The organism is Achromobacter sp. PD1 (assembly GCF_048541815.1).
Taxonomy (GTDB): domain Bacteria; phylum Pseudomonadota; class Gammaproteobacteria; order Burkholderiales; family Burkholderiaceae_B; genus Achromobacter; species Achromobacter bronchisepticus_A.
This window is the reverse complement of sequence record NZ_CP183349.1, coordinates 3,612,986-3,629,934: the sequence shown is the minus strand read 5'-3', so window position 1 is coordinate 3,629,934 and position 16,949 is coordinate 3,612,986. Positions and strand designations below refer to the sequence as shown.

Annotated in this window: 14 protein-coding genes; 7 read left to right on the top strand and 7 right to left on the bottom strand. The window is 67.6% G+C overall.

What is annotated here, in order from left to right; all coding sequences use genetic code 11:
* The first annotated feature begins 29 nt into the window (after positions 1-29).
* From ACM1PE_RS17160 to ACM1PE_RS17140, 5 genes are all read left to right on the top strand, one after another.
* A complete protein-coding gene (locus tag ACM1PE_RS17160) occupies positions 30-1,415 on the top strand; it encodes an MATE family efflux transporter (RefSeq protein ID WP_223283495.1) in 1,386 nt (461 codons plus the stop codon).
* Positions 1,416-1,546: 131 nt separating this feature from the next.
* Positions 1,547-3,172, top strand: coding sequence for a lytic murein transglycosylase (locus tag ACM1PE_RS17155; RefSeq protein ID WP_187774099.1), 1,626 nt, complete (start codon positions 1,547-1,549; stop codon positions 3,170-3,172).
* A complete protein-coding gene (locus tag ACM1PE_RS17150) occupies positions 3,169-3,771 on the top strand; it encodes a class I SAM-dependent methyltransferase (protein WP_419340570.1) in 603 nt (200 codons plus the stop codon). Before ACM1PE_RS17155 ends, ACM1PE_RS17150 begins: the two co-directional genes overlap by 4 nt.
* Before the next feature lie 108 nt (positions 3,772-3,879).
* Positions 3,880-4,452, top strand: coding sequence for a GNAT family N-acetyltransferase (locus tag ACM1PE_RS17145; protein WP_419340569.1), 573 nt, complete (start codon positions 3,880-3,882; stop codon positions 4,450-4,452).
* 9 nt (positions 4,453-4,461) lie between these two features.
* Positions 4,462-4,647, top strand: coding sequence for an oxidoreductase-like domain-containing protein (locus ACM1PE_RS17140; protein WP_054452636.1), 186 nt, complete (start codon positions 4,462-4,464; stop codon positions 4,645-4,647).
* Between the two features lie 7 nt (positions 4,648-4,654).
* On the opposite strand, the gene ACM1PE_RS17135 is transcribed toward ACM1PE_RS17140, so the two are convergent.
* From ACM1PE_RS17135 to ACM1PE_RS17105, 7 genes are all read right to left on the bottom strand, one after another.
* Positions 4,655-5,092: an acetyltransferase gene (locus ACM1PE_RS17135; RefSeq protein ID WP_059372691.1), complete on the bottom strand. Its 438-nt coding sequence runs from the start codon at positions 5,090-5,092 to the stop codon at positions 4,655-4,657.
* Positions 5,093-5,155: 63 nt separating this feature from the next.
* Positions 5,156-6,895, bottom strand: coding sequence for a peptidase M14 (locus ACM1PE_RS17130; RefSeq protein WP_419340568.1), 1,740 nt, complete (start codon positions 6,893-6,895; stop codon positions 5,156-5,158).
* Between the two features lie 34 nt (positions 6,896-6,929).
* A complete protein-coding gene (locus ACM1PE_RS17125; RefSeq protein WP_118934718.1) occupies positions 6,930-7,799 on the bottom strand; it encodes an ABC transporter permease in 870 nt (289 codons plus the stop codon).
* A gap of 5 nt (positions 7,800-7,804) precedes the next feature.
* On the bottom strand, positions 7,805-8,728 hold the full coding sequence (locus ACM1PE_RS17120) for an ABC transporter permease (protein ID WP_054452620.1): 924 nt from the start codon (positions 8,726-8,728) through the stop codon (positions 7,805-7,807).
* 212 nt (positions 8,729-8,940) lie between these two features.
* Positions 8,941-10,473 (bottom strand): ABC transporter substrate-binding protein, encoded by a 1,533-nt coding sequence (locus ACM1PE_RS17115; RefSeq protein ID WP_118934720.1) that lies wholly within the window; start codon positions 10,471-10,473, stop codon positions 8,941-8,943.
* Positions 10,474-10,528: 55 nt separating this feature from the next.
* Positions 10,529-12,382 (bottom strand): dipeptide ABC transporter ATP-binding protein, encoded by a 1,854-nt coding sequence (locus ACM1PE_RS17110; RefSeq protein WP_059372713.1) that lies wholly within the window; start codon positions 12,380-12,382, stop codon positions 10,529-10,531.
* A 9-nt stretch (positions 12,383-12,391) separates the two neighbouring features.
* A complete protein-coding gene (locus tag ACM1PE_RS17105) occupies positions 12,392-12,904 on the bottom strand; it encodes a winged helix DNA-binding protein (RefSeq protein ID WP_059372716.1) in 513 nt (170 codons plus the stop codon).
* Positions 12,905-13,350: 446 nt separating this feature from the next.
* Between ACM1PE_RS17105 and ACM1PE_RS17100 the strand changes: the two genes are divergently transcribed.
* Positions 13,351-15,057 (top strand): ShlB/FhaC/HecB family hemolysin secretion/activation protein, encoded by a 1,707-nt coding sequence (locus ACM1PE_RS17100; protein WP_419340567.1) that lies wholly within the window; start codon positions 13,351-13,353, stop codon positions 15,055-15,057.
* A 55-nt stretch (positions 15,058-15,112) separates the two neighbouring features.
* Positions 15,113-16,936 carry a filamentous hemagglutinin N-terminal domain-containing protein gene (locus tag ACM1PE_RS17095; RefSeq protein ID WP_419340566.1) on the top strand — a complete coding sequence of 608 codons (1,824 nt, stop codon included), beginning with the start codon at positions 15,113-15,115 and terminating at the stop codon, positions 16,934-16,936.
* Positions 16,937-16,949 lie beyond the last annotated feature (13 nt).

Sequence of the window (16,949 nt, the reverse complement as noted above, 5' to 3'; positions counted from 1 at the left end):
GCCTTGGCCGCGTTCCATCCAACAGCCTCATGACGTCTGAAAACTCGTCCTCCGCCGCTTCCGATCCGCGCGCCCGCTTCGTCTCGGGGCCGATGGGCCCGCATGTGCTGGAAATGGTCCTGACCGGCTGGGCCAGCATGCTGGCCGTGTTCGCGGTGGAGTTCCTGTCGCTGCTGTACCTGGGCACGCTCAAGGATGAGGCGGTGCTGGGCGCGGTGGGCTTCGGATCGATGACGCAGTTCACCATCATCTCGGTCTGCATAGGCGTGACCGTGGGCGGCACGGCCCTGGTGTCGCGCGCGCTGGGGGCGGGCGATGCGCCGCGCGCCCGCGCGTTGGCGGGCGCTTCGCTGGTCCTGATGGCCGCCGCCGCGCTCGTGTCCGGCGCCTTGTTCCTGGCCGTGATCGGCCCCTACACGGCGGCCATCGACCTGGCAGAGGACGTGCGCGCGCATCTGCTGTCCTACGTGCTCATCACGACCCCGTTCGCGGTCGTGATGGGCGTGGGCATGATGTTGTCCAACCTGCTGCGCGCCGCGGGCCGTGGCCGCCAGTCCATGTGGGTGCTGCTGGCGGGGACGGCGACGGTCGCGGCGCTGGACCCGCTGGTCATTTTCGTGCTGGACGGCGGCATGGAGGGCGTGGCCTGGGCCGGCGGCGTGGGCCGTCTGGTCACCGTGGCGCTGGGCGCCTGGCTGGTGTTCGGCAAGCATCGCCTGGTGGCCTGGCCGGCCGGCGCGGCGCTGCGCGCGCACCTGGCTGCAATCGGGCGGATCGCCTTGCCTGCCGCGCTGACCACGCTGGCCACGCCCGCGGCGGTCATCTTCACCCTGTCCACCTACGCCGGCTTTGGCTCCAGCGTGATGGCGGGCGCCACCGTGGTGGACCGGGTGCTGCAACTGGCCTATGCGCTGTTCTTCGTGCTGCCGGGCGCCATCGGGCCCATTCTTGGGCAGAACCTGGGCGCGGGGCAGTGGGACCGCGTGCAGGAGACGGCGCGCCTGACCGCGCGCTGGTCCTTGATGTACGGCTTCGGCGTGGCGGTCGTGCTGGCCGTGCTGGCGCCCTGGATGCCGGATCTGTTCCAGGTGAGCGGGCCGGGGCGCGACCTGATCGTTTTCTTCTGCCGCTACGGCAGTTTCGCGTGGGCGCTCAACAGCCTGTATTTCGTCGCCATCGCGGTGTTCAACAATCTGGGCTATGCCGCGTACTCCACCGCGATCGGCTGGCTGCGCGCCACCGTGGGCACCTTGCCCTTTGTCTGGCTGGGCGCGCATTACGGCGGCCCGGAAGGCGTGCTGGCGGGGCAGACCGCGGGCTTTGCCCTGTTCAGCCTGATCGCCATGTTGCTGTGCCGACGCGTGCTGCGTGCGCCGCCCGCGAGCGTGGCGGTGCAAGCGCGGCAGGCAGCCTAGGGCGCTGCGAAGCCGCTTCCAGCCTGCAGGGCGTTTGAGTGGCAGTGCTGGCGGACCCGCCCTGCGGGCCGTTCGATTTTGACGCCCGGTCGCGGTACGATCCCGGCTGACTTCGATTTTTCAGGATTGCCATGCGTCAGCGTTCCGTACGCCTTCGAATCGACACCTTCTCCCGCGTGCTGCTGGCCGCGGCCGTCACCGCCGCCGCTGCCGGCGCCGCGCAGGCGCAGGGACCAGCTTCCGCCACCGGATCGCGCGCCCAGCCCGCGGTGCCGGTGCAGACCCTGCCGGCCCTGACGCCCAAGCGCAGCTTTGACGACACTCCCGCGCCTGCCGCCAACACGCCGGCGGCTCCGGTCGATGACCGCGCCGGGCAGGCGCTGCCTCCCAGGTCGGCGGCGCCCGCGCCGGCAACCCTGCCTGCGCCCGCCGCCTTGCCCGCACCCGCTGCGGCCACGGCAGCCCCGGCAGCGACCGCAGCGCCTGCTGCGCCCGCCGCCACCGCTGCGCCCGCCGCCACCGCCACCCCCGCTCCCACGGTCATCATCCCGACCGAACTCGACACCAAGGCCTGCATCGCCAAGCTGCGCAAGGGCGCCACGGCCAACGGCCTGACCGTGGCCGATTGGGACAAGTACACCGCCAACGCCAAGCTGCTGCCCACCACGGTCGCATCCGCCAAGGGCCAGCCCGAGGGGCGCGAGGCCTGGTGGGATTACATCGCCAAGACCGTGGACGAGGAGCGCGTGCGCGACGGCCTGGGCGTGCTCGCCAAATATGGTCCGCAGCTGTCGGCCATCAGCCAGCAATACCAGGTGGATCCGGCCACGCTGGTCGCGATCTTCGGCATCGAGACCAACTACGGCCGGCAGGTCGGCAAGACCAATGTGCTGGACGCCTGGCTGACGCGCGCCTGCACCGAGAACAAGCCGCTGTGGGAAAAGAACGCCTACGCCTCGGTGCGCCTGCTGCGTGACGGCGTGGTGCCGGCGGACAGCTTCGTCGGCTCCTGGAGCGGCGCTTTCGGCATGACGCAGTTCATCCCGACCTCGTTCTATGAGCTGGCCGCCGATGGCGACGGCAACGGCAAGATCGATCTCTACAACTCGCTGCCCGACGCGTTGGCGTCGACTGCCAATCACCTGCGCAAGCGCCGTGCCAAGTGGACGCACAGCCTGCCCGCCGTGATCGAAGTGCGCGTGCCGGCCGAGCTGGCCGCCGCCATTCCGGCCTCGCCCGAAGCCGAATACGTGGGTTCGCAGGATCGCCGCACGATCGCCCAGTGGGCCCAGGCCGGCGTGAAGCAGGGCAACGGTTCGGCCTTGAAGCTGGCGTCGGGCAACGACGAGCAGGCCTATCTGTTCGCGCCCACGGGTTCCGCCGGCCCGGTGTTCCTGGCGACCGTGAATTTCGACGCCATCCTGCATTACAACCAGTCGCGCCGTTATGGCCTGGCGGTATCGATGCTGCTCAATCGCCTGCAGGGCGGGCCGGATCTCGTCGCGGCCTGGCCCACGGACGACCCCGGCTTGTCGCGCGCGCAGATCAAGGAGCTGCAGGAGATGCTCTACGGCCTGGGCTATGACGTGGGCGTGGCCGACGGCATTCCGGGCAGCAAGACCCGCGACGCCGTGCGCGAAGAGCAGGTCAAGCGCAAGCTGCCGGAAGACGGCCGCGTGGGCAAGCGCATCTACGACGCCATCAAGGCCACCTGGCCGCCCGCGGCGATCCAGGTTCGGCCGACAGCCCAGCAATGACAGGGGCTTCCGGCACGCAGGGCTACGGTGAAAACGCCGCGGCCCTGGCAGACCAGTACGAGAGCATCGCGTTCGCGGACGTGCACCGCGACGTGGCGCACCTGATCCCCGCGGCGCCGTCGCGCATCGCCGACATCGGCGCGGGATCGGGGCGCGACGCCGCCGCGCTGGCGCGGATGGGGCATTCGGTGGTGGCGGCCGAGCCCACGCCCGGGCTGCGCCAGGAGGGGCAGCGCCGCCATGCGCTGCCCAACCTGGAATGGATCGACGACGCCTTGCCGGAACTGGCCGTGCTGCGCGGTCAAGACCGGGCGTTCGACGTGATCATGCTGACGGCCGTGTGGATGCACCTGGACGCCGACGAACGCCGCCAGGGCATGCAGGCGCTGGCCGCGCTCTTGGCGCCGCAGGGCCAGATCCTGATGTCGCTGCGGCACGGCCCGGTGCCTCCTGGCCGCCGCATGTTCGACGTGTCCGCGCAGGAAACGATCACGCTGGCGGCCGGCCACGGCCTGTCCTCGCACCATCTCAGTTCGCGCGAAGACATGCTGGACCGCGCCGACGTGCGCTGGAGTTTCCTGGGCCTGCACCGCACCTGAAAGCCATGCCCCGGGGCCGGACTCGGCCTGGGGGATTCGTCCGTTGGACGATGGGCCGGCGGGCCGTCCGCCGGTATCATGTCCGCCACGCCATTTCTTCAGCCTTCCATGTCCGCCGCACTGCTCCCCGACACTTTCCAGACCGCCCGGCTGCAAGCCCGGCGCATGGACGAAACCGATTATTCCTTCATTGCCGCGATGCATGCGGACGAGCGCCTCATGGCCACCATGGGCGGCACCCGGACAGACGCGGCCAGCCGCCGTTATCTGCTGCAGAACGTCGAGCATTGGACCGAGCTGGGCTACGGCATGTATGTGCTGGCCGACCGCGCCAGCGGCGCGCTGGCGGGCCGGGCGGGCTTGAAGCGCACCCAATCTCGGGGCCGCGACGAGGTCGAGGTCGCGTATGCCTTCCTGCCCGCGAGCTGGGGCATGGGATACGCCACCGAAATCGCCCATGCGCTGCTGGCGCTGGGATTCGGCCGCTTGCCGGTCGAGGCGCTGTCGGCCGTGGCGCTGGAAGAGAATGCCGCGTCCTGCCGGGTGCTGGAAAAATGCGGCATGCGCCAGATTGGCGGTGCGGGAGCAGGCGGCGCGGGCAAGCGTCTCTACGAAATCCGCCGCGCCGAATGGGGGCTGCCGGACGCGGGCGCGGCGGCCGGCGCCGGCCATCGGCGCTAAGATTGGGATATGAGCACCAAGCAGATCCCCGACGACGACCCGCAGCCCGTTCCGCCCGTCGCGCCCGAACCCGAAGAGTGTTGCAACAGCGGCTGCATCCCCTGTGTCTATGACACCTATAACGAAGCCATGGACGATTACCGGGAAGCGCTGAAAGCCTGGCGGGCCAGGCATCCGGAACAGTCCAAGGGCTAGGCGCCCGTCAGCCGGCCAGCTTCATGTGGATGATGGGACGAGGGCGACCCGCGTCGTCCTGTTCCGAGCGGCCCACGTCCTCGAAACCGTAGTGCTTGTAGAAGCCGTGGGCCTGGGGATTCTGTTCGTTCACGTCCACCAGCAGGGTGCCGTGCAGCGAACGCGCGAAGTTCAGCAGGCGCCGGCCCGCTCCCTTGCCGCGCTTGTTGGCATCCACGAACAGCATCTGGACCTTGTTGCCGTTCAGGCCCATGAAGCCGGCAACTTCGCCGGCATCGTCCTCACAGACCCAGACCCGCACCGAAGGCAGGTCGGTGTTCAGCACCTGCGGGTACATGGCCTGGATTTCCTTTTCCGTCAGGAACGTGTGGGTGGCGCGTACCGAACGGAGCCAGATGTCCACCAGGGCCAGGTCATCGCCGTGGTTGCGTTCTCGGATATTCATTTTTCTAATGGTTTTACAGGTCGGGTGCCGGCGCGGTCCTTGGCTACGCCGGTCTTTTTGCCGCTAGAGCCCTGCGCGGTAGAGCTCGGTCGCCGCCAGGACGGTTTCCATCTGTACAGTATGCGCGAAAACGAAGCGGTCGCCGTAGACGGTTTCATCCGGAAACTCGGAAATCAACGCCATGGGCAAGTCTTCGCGGTCGCTTTCGCTGATCTGCACCGGGATGCCGTTCAGTACGTCGAATCCGGTTTCGAGCGCGTGCGCCTGGAATAGTTCAAGTTGCCGCGCGTTGAGCTCGACCAGGCCGGGAACGTTGCGGGCCAGCCTGGCGGTAACGCCCTCGATCAGGCGGCGGGCGCGGTCGCCCCAGCCCGGGTGATGGCGCAGCACCAGGAAGAAGCCCTTGGGGATGGTCCACAGCTCGAAATGGCGCGGCAGGTAGCCGGATAGCGGCCGGGTCCATTCATGGGCGGGATAGCCGTGCAGGTTGATGTGCAGCTGCGCGCCGCTGATGGCGTGCGCCTGGTGGCGGCCTTCGCGTTCGAAGAACGGGGCGCGTTCGCGGTAGGCGATGTCGTCGCCCAGCGCGCTGTAGCGCGAGGCATGCAGCATGTGGCGCGGATGGTGCGCGCGCAGGCGGTTGAACAGCGCGTAGCCGTCCGGATTTTCGGCGGCGATCAGGGCGAAATGCGCGTCGCCGCGCTCGGCCAGCGTCTGCGCGGCGCGCAGGGCGCCGACCACGCCGGAAGTTTCATTGGCGTGCTGCGCGCCGGAGATGAACACTGCGGGGCCGGGACCGCGCAGGTACGTACCCAGCACCGGACGGCCCTGGCGCGATACGGCCTGGAAGGTATCGCCGCCGAACGCCGCCATGCAGCTGGCGATCTGGCCGGCCGACAGCGGTTCGCGGACCTGGGCCAGCGGCGCATCGAGCGGCGCGGGCGCAACGGGCGCCAAGGCGTCGAAATGCTCCAGCGATATCAGCACGCGCGCTGCGCCGTCGTGGCGGCGGATGTCGGGAATGATCTGGCCGGGTTGCAGGCCGCGGTCGCCGGACGGGCGGCCCGAGTGCTTCTGGAAGTGTTCCAGCAGCGAAAAATAGATGTCTTCGTGCAGCGCTTCGAAGGTGCTGACGATTTCCTCGTCCACCGGCAGGGCGAAGTCGATGCCCGGCAGGTCCACGCGGATTTCCAGGCGCTCGAAATAGGGCTCGTGCGCGCCCCAGGCATGGCTGCGCACCGTGTCCACGATGGCGCGGAACGCCTGCTGGTATTCGGTGGCCTGGGCGGCATCGGTCTGCAGCGCGCCTTCGGCGTCGCGCACGCGCAGCCAGCCGGTGGGCGACAGCTCGGGCGTGCCATCCTGGGCGTAGCCGACCTGGTTGGGCGCATAGACGCGGGTATCGAGCTTGCGGCCATCGGCGTAGCGCAGGCTGACGTCGTAGTGCAGATCGTCGGCGCCGGGCTGCATGGCGACGTCCACGCCTTGCAGCAGCGCGATGAGCGGATAGGCTTCCAGCGTGAAGCGCTTGGCCTGGGCGTGTTCGTGCAGCGGATAGCGCACCACGACGGACGCCAGCCCTTCGCGCTCGACCTCTTCCAGGAAGTAGTGCAGCAGCGGCTTGTAGGCGCTGCGAAAGCGCGCGGTGACGCCGGCTTGCGCCAGGCGCTCCTGGGCCGCGCGGCGCGCCTCCACGCCTTCGAACAGCCAGCCTTCCACGACCGCGCCGCGCCAGGCCGGCGCCATGTAGGCATGGGTCCAGGCGTCCAGCGTGCGGTCGAATGTTTTTTCCAGCAAAGACATACTCGATATTCCTTTCAGGCGGACCGGGGCGGCTTCAGACCTTGCCGGTCGGGTCCAGGCGGTCGCGCAGCCAGTCGCCCAGCAGGTTCAGGCCCAGCACCGTCAGCATGATGGCCAGGCCCGGAAAGACGCTGACCCACCAGGCCGTCTGCATATACGTGCGGCCGTCGGCAAGCATACCGCCCCAGCTCGGGATCATGGGATCCACGCCCAGGCCGAGGAAGGTCAGGCTGCTTTCCAGCAGGATGTTGTTGGCGACGTTCAGCGTCATCAGGATGACCAGCGGCCCCAGCAGGTTGGGCACGATGTGGTGGCGGATCATGGCCAGGTCGCGCACGCCGAAGGCGCGGGCGGCCAGCACGAACTCGCGCTCGCGCAGGGCCAGGACCTGGGCGCGCACCAGGCGCGCATACTGCACCCACTGCGACACGATCATGAAGAAGATGACGTTGAACAGCCCGCCGCCCAGGATGGCGATGAAGGTGATGGCCACCAGGATGAACGGCAGCGCCAGCTGCACATCGGCAAAGCGCATGACGATCATGTCCCAGAAGCCGCGGTAGTAGCCGGCGATCAGGCCCATGACGATGCCCAGCAGCGCGCCGCCGACGACCGAGGCGAAGCCCACCGTCAGCGAGATCTTGCCGCCGACGATGACGCGGGCCAGCACGTCGCGGCCCAGCGGGTCGGTGCCGAAGGGGTGGGCCGCCGAGGTGAAGGGCGCCATCAGGCGGGCGGCCAGGTCCATGGCTTCGCCGCCGTCGGGGAACAGCCAGCCGGAGGTCAGCACCAGCACGATCATGGTGCCGGTCAGCAGCGCGCCCAGCACGAATTCCAGCGAGCGGTAGCGGCTGCGGGGCTTGGCCGCCTTGGGGGCGGCGGCGGTGGGGGTAGTAGTCTGCATAAGGCTCAGCGCGTGCGGATGCGGGGGTCGACGATGCCGTAGGCGATGTCGACGATCAGGTTGACCAGGACGATGACGGAGGCCAGCACGGTGACCGTGCCCTGCAGCACCGGGTAGTCGCGGCCGGAGATGGCGTCGAACGCCAGCGTACCCAGGCCGGGCCAGTTGAAGACCATTTCGATGACCACGATGCCGCCGATCAGGCCGCCGAATTGCAGGCCCAGGTAGGTGATGAGCGGAATCGCGCAGTTGCGCAGCGCGTGCTTGTACAGCACCACGCGTTCCTTCAGGCCTTTGCTGCGCGCCACCATGATGTATTGCGCCGACAGCGTTTCCAGCATGGTGGTGCGCACCAGGCGGATGTTGGTGGCGCTGAGGATGATGGCCATCGTCAGCGACGGCAGCACCAGGCTGGCCGGCCCGCTCCAGCCGGACGGCGGCAACAGCGGGAAGGTGATCGACAGCAGCAGCACCAGCATCAGCGCCAGCCAGAAATTGGGAAAGGACAGTCCCACCAGCGACAGGATGCGGATCGCCTGGTCCGTGGTCTTGCCACGCTTGATCGCGGCCTGGATGCCCAGCGGCAGCGAGATCAGGATCGACGCCAGCAGCGAGGTGAAGGCCAGCATCAGCGTGGCGGGCAGAGCATCGCCGATCAGCTTGGCGACCGACGTGCCGCCCATGAAGCTGCGGCCGAAATCGCCATGCAGCAGCCCCTGCATATAGGACAGGTACTGCTCGTAGAACGGGCGGTTCAGGCCCAGCGCCTGGCGGATATTGGCCAGGTCCTGCTCAGTGACGCTGCCCGAACCCTGGCTGAGCATCAGCGCGGGGTCGCCGGTCAGGCGCACGGCATAAGAGACGAGCAGCGTCACGGCCACGATCACGAAGACGGCCTGCAACACGCGTTTGATGAGAAATCCGGTCATAAGTCGCCGTCCCGGCTTGCGCCGGAACGGTCGGTGGGGTTAATGCGTCAAGGCAGCGCCCAAAGCATTTCAGAAAAACTCTTTAGTTGTTCATAGCGCCATCGCACCATGAGCAACCAGTCCTCCCCCAGCGGGATGCCGCGGATCCGGGCTCTGCCGGTCCGCAGGCATGCCCCCCTGGGGGGGAAGCGCGCAGCGCTTCGGGGGGGGGCCTACTCCACAGAAGCGTTCAGGAAACGGAAGCGGATGTCGCCCGGCACTTCCAGATCCTTCACGCGCTTGTTCACCCCGACGATCGTGTTCAGGCTGTACAGCGGCATTTCCAGCGCCTGGTCGGCCACGTAGCCGGCGATCTCCTGCAGCATGGCTTCGCGCTTCTTCACGTCGTAGACCGTGCGCTGCGCTTCCAGCATGCCGTTGAGCTTGGCGTCGTTGTCGTACGGGTTCCACTTCTGGCCCGTGTGGTACATCAGGTAGGCCGTGTTGTCGTAGTCGTAGGTCCAGCCGCCCCACTGGTTCTGCCACATTTCGCCGGTCTTGCCGCCGGGAATGATGTCGTTGAGCAGCACGCCGGTTTCATACGGCTTGATCGTGGCGCGCACGCCCACGCCTTGCAGGTAGCCCGAGACGGCCTGGGCCACTTCGCGGAAGTTCGAATCGCTGCCGCGCACGTCGATCTGCACGGTGGCGCCCGGCTTCACGCCGGCGGCGGCCAGCAGCTTCTTGGCTTCGGCGGGGTTGAAGGGCAGGGGCTTCTGCTCGGGGTTGTAGCCGAAGGACTGCGGACCCTGGAAGCTGGCGATGGTCTTGGCCTGGCCCAGCAGCAGCTGCTTGACGATGGCGTCGCGGTCCACGGCCATGATCAGCGCGCGGCGCACGTCGCGGTTCTGCGTGATGCCGCTCTTGGTGTTGTAGCGCAGCGCGAAAGCGACCGGGCCGCCGGTGGAGATGACGTCGGCGTTGCCGGACTTCTTCACGGTTTCGATCAGGCCCAGCGGAATCAGGGTGGCGACGTCGATGCGGCCGGCCTGCAGTTCGGCGACTTGCGTGCCCGGCTCGCCGATGAAGCGGTAGACCACCTTGTCCAGCTTGGGCTTGCCGCCCCAGTAGTCGTCGTTGCGCGCCAGGGTCACGTTGACCTTGGGCTGGTAGCTTTCGAACTTGAACGGGCCGGTGCCGACCGGGTTGGTGTTGAAGTTGTCTTCGCCCTTTTCCTTGATGTATTTGGGCGGCACGATCATGGCGCCATAGCCGGCCAGCTTGGTCAGCAGGACGGGATCGGGCTGCTTCAGGATGAAGTCCACGGTGTATTCGTCCACCACCTTGATCTCGCCGATCGAGTCGTAGTTGGACTTCTGCGGGCCCTTGGCGCCTTCCGCGCCCAGGAGGCGCTCGAAGGTGAACTTCACGGCTTCGGCGTTGAAGGGTTCGCCGTTGTGGAACTTGACGCCTTCGCGCAGCTTGAAGCGCAGGCGCTTGTTGTCGTCCAGGTATTCCCAGCTGGTGGCCAGGCCCGGCTGCAGCTTCAGGTCGGCGCCGCGCATGGTCAGGCCGTCATACAGGTTGCTGCCCACCGAACCCCAGAAGGTCACGAAGGTGTCGATCGGGTCCCAGCTGCCCGGGTCCTGGTTGATGGCGACATTGAGCGTGCCGGCGGCGTGAGCGGTCACGAAGACGGCGGGCAGCGCGCCGCCCAGCGCCAGGGCCAGGGCGGTGGCGGTGTAGGTTTTGCGTAGGGAGAGCATGTTCAACTCCAGGAACGGGAAGCCGGGCGGGCCGACGTGAAAAAGGGGTTGCGGCTCAAGCCGCGCGGGCCACCTGGTGGCCGGGCGCGAATTCAACCAGGGGAATGATGGCGGGCTCGTCGCCGACGCGCCGCACCGGGCTGGGGATTTCGCCTTCGATCAGCGAGGTGTCGATGTGGCGGCCGGGTTCGGCCACCGGCACGGCGGCCAGCAGCTTCTTCGTGTACGCGTGTTGCGGCGATTCGAAAATCTGGCGGCGGGTGCCGAGTTCGACGATCTGGCCCAGGTACAGGACCGCGACGCGGTGGCTGACCTTCTCCACCACCGCCATGTCGTGCGTGATGAACAGATAGGACAGGCCGCGGTCCTTCTGCAGGTCCATCAGCAGGTTCAGGATCTGCGCCTGGATCGACACGTCCAGCGCCGACACGGATTCGTCCGCGATGATCAGTTTGGGATTGCTGGCCAGTGCGCGCGCAATGCAAACGCGCTGGCGCTGCCCGCCCGAGAATTCATGCGGGTAGCGCTTGGCGTGTTCGGGCTTCAGGCCGACCTGCTCCAGCAGTTCGCCGATGCGGCGGGCGATGGCGTCTTCGCTGGTCAATAGGCCGTGCGTGCGGATCGGCTCGGCGATGCTGAACGCCACCGTCTTGCGCGGATCCAGCGAGGCGTAGGGATCCTGGAAGATGTACTGGATCTCCTGGCGCAGGCGCTGGCGGCCGGCGCTGTCCATCGAGAAAATGTCCTGGCCGTTGTAGCGCACGGCGCCCGAGGTCGGCGCCACCAGCTGCTGCAAGGTCTTGCCGATGGTGGACTTGCCGCTGCCGGACTCGCCCACCAGCGCCAGCGTTTCGCCGGGATAGACGTCGAAGCTCACTTCCTCGACGGCGTGCACGCGGTGCGTGACCCGGCCGAAGAAGTTGTGGCCCACGTCGAAGCGGGTGGTCAGTTTTTCCACGCGCAGCACGGGCTCGTCGTAGCGCGCGGTGTCCTGCTCGCGCGTCTCGCCCACTTCGCGCAGCGTGTCGCCTTCCAGCACGGTCTGCGGCGTGCGCAGCGGCAGGTCGCGGCCGGTCAGGCTGCCCAGGCGCGGCACCGCCGCCAGCAGCGCGCGGGTATAGGGATGCTTGGGCGCGTTGAAGATCTCGTCCACGGTGCCTTGCTCGACCTTCTTGCCGCGCAGCATCACGACCACGTCGTCGGCCATTTCCGCCACCACGCCCATGTCGTGCGTGATGAAGATCACCGCGGTGCCCAGGTCGCGCTGCAGTTCGCGGATGGTGTTCAGGATCTGCGCCTGGATGGTGACGTCCAAGGCCGTGGTCGGCTCGTCGGCGATCAGCAGGCGCGGCTGGCACGACAGCGCCATCGCGATCATCACGCGCTGGCGCATGCCGCCCGACAGCTGGTGCGGGTAGCGGTCCAGCATCTGTTCGGCGTCCGGCAGGCGCACCTTCTCCAGCAGCTTGCGCGCCGCCAGGCGCGCGGCCGAGCGCGACAGCTGCTGGTGCAGCATGATGGCCTCGACGATCTGGTCGCCGACGGTGAACACCGGGTTCAGCGAGGTCATCGGCTCCTGGAAGATCATCGCGATGTCGTTGCCGCGGATGGCGCGCATGTCCTCATCGGAGGCCGCGGTCAGGTCGATCTCGCGGTCGGAGTCGTCGCGGAACAGGATCTGTCCCGTGGCGATGCGGCCGCTGGTGTAGTCGGTCAGGCGCATGATGGCCATGGACGTGACCGACTTGCCCGAGCCCGACTCGCCGACGATGGCCAGCGTCCTGCCGGGGCGCACCTCGAAATCCAGGTTGTCGACGGCGCGGAACACGCCATTTTCGGTATTGAAGTCGACCGACACGCCGCGCACGGACAGCAGCGGAGCGGAAGAAGATGCGGTGGTGCTAGACAACGTGGATTCTCACAGGGAGGTGGCGGCGCGGGCGGCCTGGTCGTACAGGCCCGAGAGGGCGCGCAGGGTGTTGGCCAGCTGATGGCTGGCGTCGTCCGCCGTGGGGGAGTCGATGAAGGGTTTGACGAGGCATTGCTCGCGCACTTCAGCGTAGCGCTGGATGGCGGCCGCGCCAGCGTCGGTCGCCGTGTAGATCACTTCCTTGCCCGTCTTGGCGCTTTGCACCACGCCCAGGCGCTCCAGCTTCTTCAACGAGTAATTCACCAGGTGGGTGTCTTCGACGTTGAGCGTGAAGCAGATGTCCGCCAATTTCTTGCCCCGGCCGCGGTGGAACACGTGGTTGAGCACCAGGATGTCCAGCGAGGTCAGCTCGGGCAGTCCGGCGCAGGCCATGCAGCGCACCATCCAGCGGTTGAACGCGTGCGAGGCGATGATCAGGCCGAATTCGACTTCGGAAAGCTCGGGGGCTGAAGAGGCCAGATGGGAGGAGGAAACAATGGCGTCCCGGACGGATACAGGCATGGGCTGGCAGGGGGAAGGGGACGGATCGGCGATAAAACGTTGGCGAATTATTGACGATTTGTTGATATGTCCGTATCGGGGATAACCCGTGTGCAAGCGGCCGGTCCTAGGTTTTGCCGCCAGATCTCGGACTTCTCCTATTTGCCCGCGACGCGTGTCCGCGTAAAAAAACACTGCCGGCTCGTGGGCTTCGAGCTGCTTGCGATTTGTTTCACATCAAATCGCTCCTGCTGCGATCGTGATAGTTCCGGGCTGCGGAACTATGGCATTCACGCATCAATTTGCGCTTCTTTATGCTCTAAGTTCCATCAATTCCGTTAATTTATGAGCTTATACATTCAGATATTTATTGTTATTAATTGTGCTTTAAGGCAAACTCGGAAAACATTTGGTTTCACAAAGCGATAACAAGGAGCGCCGCGCACGTCCGCAGGCGCCATACCGGCATGAATCACTATTGGCGCCTGCGCATGGCCGCGGGCATGTTGGCGGCTGGCTTTTTCCCGGCTGGATCCGGCGCGCAATCTCTGCCCGAGGCAGCCGTGCGCGCCACCGAAATCGAACGTCGCCAAGAGCAGGAACTTGGGGCGCAGCGCGCCCGAGCGGCCGAACGGCCGGACGTGCTGTCGCCCGCCGCGCCGGTAGCCGGCGGCCTGGTCCTGCCGGTCGAAACGCCTTGCTTTGCCCTGAAGGAAGTGGTTTGGGACGGAGCGCAGCCTGCCGAATCGCTGGCGCGGGCAGCCGACGCCGTCGTTGGCCATTGCGTGGGCGGCCTGGGGTTGCGGGCCTTGCAGGAACATCTGATCGGCCTGCTGATCGATCGCGGACTCGTCACCGCGCGAGTGGTCGTGCCGGAACAATCCCTGGCCGCGGGCACGCTGACGCTGCGCTACCTGCCGGGCCGCATATCCGCCGTCAAGGGCGAGGGCGCCATCGGCTGGTGGCGCACGGCCCTGCCCACGGGGCCGGGCGGTGAGGTGAACCAGCGCGACCTGGACCAGGCGCTGGAAAACATCCGCAGGCTGGGCAGCCAGGCCGACGCGTCCATCGACGTCGCGCCCGGGCCGGAGCTGGGCGATTCCGACATCCTCATCCGTCCCGGCACCGGCAAGCGCTGGCATGGGTACATCGGCGGCGACAACGCCGGCATGGACGCCATCGGCAAGTACCAGGTCAACGCCGGCCTGACCCTGGACTCGCCCCTGTTCCTGTACGACCAGCTGTCGGTGTCGTGGAACAGCAATGCGCGCTGGCGCGACGCCGAGTCGAACACGCGCGCCGCCTCCCTGAACTACAGCATTCCTTTCGGCTACTGGACCTTCTTCGCCGGCGCCAGCAAATCCACCTACCGCCAGACCGTGGCCGGCTTCGATGAACCCATCATCTACGGCGGCACCACCAAGCAGGTGCAGGCAGGCGTCTCGGTGGTGCCGTATCGCAGCGCCACCTACAAGGGCACGGCATCGCTGACCCTGCTGCGCAAGCGCACCACCAGCACGCTCAACGACGTGGACATCGAGGTGCAGCGGCGCGACGTCACCGGCTACGAGTTCAACCTGGGGCATCGCCACTATCTGGGCCGCGCCGCGCTGGACGTCGGCGGGGGCGTGCGCGGCACGTTGACCGGGCTGTCCGACCGGCCGGGCTACGTCTATGGCGATCCGGATTGGAACGGGCGCAGCACCATAGTGTCGGCCAATGCGGGCCTGTATCTGCCGTTCGAATTGGCGGAGCAGCCTTGGGCTTACCAGCTGAATTGGCAGATCCAGCACGCCAAGACTCCCATCGTGCCGTCCGACTACTTCACCATCGGCAACCGCTATGCGGTGCGGGGTTTCGACGGCCAGATGACGCTGGCCGCCGAGGACGGCTGGACCTTGCGCAACGACTTGTCGCTGGGCCTGGACAAGCTGCTGCGCGTGCCTGGTCACCAGTTGTACACGGGCCTGGACGTGGGCCGGGTGGGCGGCCCGTCGGCGGCGTCGCTGTCCGGCCGCACATTGGTCGGCGCCGTGGCCGGGATGCGCGGACGGCTCGCCATGCCCTATGTCAACGCCAGCTATGACCTGTCTGCCGGCTGGCCGCTGAAAAAGCCCGAGTCCCTGAAAACCGCCTCGACCGTGTTCGCGGCGGTGCTGATGTTCGAGTTCTGATCCGGCGGCCTTGCGCCGCGAAACCGCAGTCCATCCTTAGTCCCACCGGATACGCATGATGTCCAAGCTTCGCTCCCTCATAGTCTGGTCCGTCGTCTTCACCCAGGTCTGGTCGCCAGTATTGGCGCAGACCTTGCCGATCTCGGTGGACAAGAGCGTGGCGGGAGCGAAGCCCTCCGTCGGCGTCAGCAACGGCGTGCCGGTCATCAACATCGCGCCGCCGTCGGCGGGCGGCGTGTCCAACAACCGCTACACGCAATTCAACGTCGGCCCGTCCGGCGCGGTGCTCAACAACAGCGGCGGCGCCAGCCAGACCCAACTGGCGGGGCAGGTCGGCGGCAACCCCATGCTGGGCAATCAGCGCGCCAGCACCATTCTCAACCAGGTCACCGCGCCCAACCCGTCGCAACTGCTGGGCACGATGGAGGTGGCCGGCAACCGCGCCAACGTGATCGTCGCCAACCCGGCGGGCATCACCTGCAACGGCTGCGGTTTTTTGAACGCGGACCGCGCCACCTTGACCACGGGCAAGCCCCAGGTCGGACCGGACGGCAGCATCGGCTTCGATATTGCCTCGGGCAAGATCCGCGTCGAAGGCGCCGGCTTGAACGGCTCTAACCTCAGCCAGGTGGACCTGCTGGCGCGCACGCTGGAGATCAACGCGGACGTATGGGCCGACAAGCTCAACGTGACCGCAGGCGCGGCGCGCGTCGACTACGCCACGGGAGCCGTGTCCGCCCAGGCGGGCGAAGGCGCGGCGCCCGAGGTGGCGCTGGATACCGCGGCGCTGGGCGGCATGTATGCCAACAGCGTGCGCCTGATCGGCACCGAGGCTGGCGTGGGCGTGAACATCGGCGGCAACCTGGTGGCGCTGACCGGCGACCTGCAGGTTACGGCCGCGGGCGACGTCCGCATTGCGCCGCGCGGCACCGCGCAGGCGGCGGGCAATCTGCGTGTGGACAGCGGCCGCGATCTGGCCGTCCAAGGCGCGGCACAGGCCGGCGGCAGTGCGGCGCTTGTGGCTGCGCGCGACGTTTCCGTGCAGGGCGCGGCCGGCGCCGGTGGCGCCTTGACGCTCGATGCTGGCGGCGACGTGGCTGTCGGCGCGCAGGGCAGCCTGCGCACGCAAGGCGCCCTGCGCGTGGCGGCGGGCAAGGATATCTCCTTGTCGGGAGACCTGCTGACTTCGGACCAGGACGTGCGTGCGCAAGCCGGACGCAACCTGAAGGTGGCGGGCCGGACGGTCGCACCGCAGCCTGGGCAAGGCGGGAGCACGGGTGGCGGGACCGGCGCCGGTGCGGGAACCGGCAATGGTTCGGGCTCCGGCTCCGGCTCCGGGTCGGGGACTGGATCTGGATCGGCCACCGGCGGCGAACCCGGCAAGACTCCCGACCCGGCCGCGCCGGGCGAACCGAGTGGCGGCGTTTCCACGGCGGGCGGCGTGGTTTCCGCGAAGGAAGGCGTCACGTTGCAGGCGGGACGCGACATGCTGTTGTCGCGCCAGGTGTATGCGTCCGGCGTGTTGCAGGCGCAGGCGGGCGCGGACGCGGTGTCGGAGGCCGGCGCACAGTTGCAGTCGGCAGGCGGCATGACGATACGCGCGGGTTCAGGCGTTACGCTGGCCGGCGCGGCCTTGACCGATGGCGCGATGTTGGTCGAATCCACGCGCGACCTGCGCCTGGACGGCAGCGCGCTGGCTTATGGCGGCGCGCTGGACCTGAAGAGCGGCGGCGATCTGCGCATGGGCGCGGCCAGCAAGGCGCAGGGCAAGCGTGTTGGAATCGATGTGGCGCGCGATCTGCGGGCCGATGGCGAACTGGTGTCGGAGACGGCCGCTGAACTGAAGGCCGGACGCGAGGCCGCGGCGATCTGGCCCTGAGCGCGCAAGGCGC

Bases quoted from the DNA above. Each gene is read 5' to 3' on its own strand.
- ACM1PE_RS17150 (WP_419340570.1), top strand. From the start codon at position 3,169: ATGACAGGGGCTTCCGGCACGCAGGGCTACGGTGAAAACGCCGCGGCC.
- ACM1PE_RS17095 (WP_419340566.1), top strand. From the start codon at position 15,113: ATGATGTCCAAGCTTCGCTCCCTCATAGTCTGGTCCGTCGTCTTCACC.
- ACM1PE_RS17160 (WP_223283495.1), top strand. From the start codon at position 30: ATGACGTCTGAAAACTCGTCCTCCGCCGCTTCCGATCCGCGCGCCCGC.
- ACM1PE_RS17145 (WP_419340569.1), top strand. From the start codon at position 3,880: ATGTCCGCCGCACTGCTCCCCGACACTTTCCAGACCGCCCGGCTGCAA.
- ACM1PE_RS17115 (WP_118934720.1), bottom strand. From the start codon at position 10,473: ATGCTCTCCCTACGCAAAACCTACACCGCCACCGCCCTGGCCCTGGCG.
- ACM1PE_RS17130 (WP_419340568.1), bottom strand. From the start codon at position 6,895: ATGTCTTTGCTGGAAAAAACATTCGACCGCACGCTGGACGCCTGGACC.
- ACM1PE_RS17100 (WP_419340567.1), top strand. From the start codon at position 13,351: ATGAATCACTATTGGCGCCTGCGCATGGCCGCGGGCATGTTGGCGGCT.
- ACM1PE_RS17105 (WP_059372716.1), bottom strand. From the start codon at position 12,904: ATGCCTGTATCCGTCCGGGACGCCATTGTTTCCTCCTCCCATCTGGCC.
- ACM1PE_RS17155 (WP_187774099.1), top strand. From the start codon at position 1,547: ATGCGTCAGCGTTCCGTACGCCTTCGAATCGACACCTTCTCCCGCGTG.
- ACM1PE_RS17140 (WP_054452636.1), top strand. From the start codon at position 4,462: ATGAGCACCAAGCAGATCCCCGACGACGACCCGCAGCCCGTTCCGCCC.
- ACM1PE_RS17125 (WP_118934718.1), bottom strand. From the start codon at position 7,799: ATGCAGACTACTACCCCCACCGCCGCCGCCCCCAAGGCGGCCAAGCCC.
- ACM1PE_RS17135 (WP_059372691.1), bottom strand. From the start codon at position 5,092: ATGAATATCCGAGAACGCAACCACGGCGATGACCTGGCCCTGGTGGAC.
- ACM1PE_RS17120 (WP_054452620.1), bottom strand. From the start codon at position 8,728: ATGACCGGATTTCTCATCAAACGCGTGTTGCAGGCCGTCTTCGTGATC.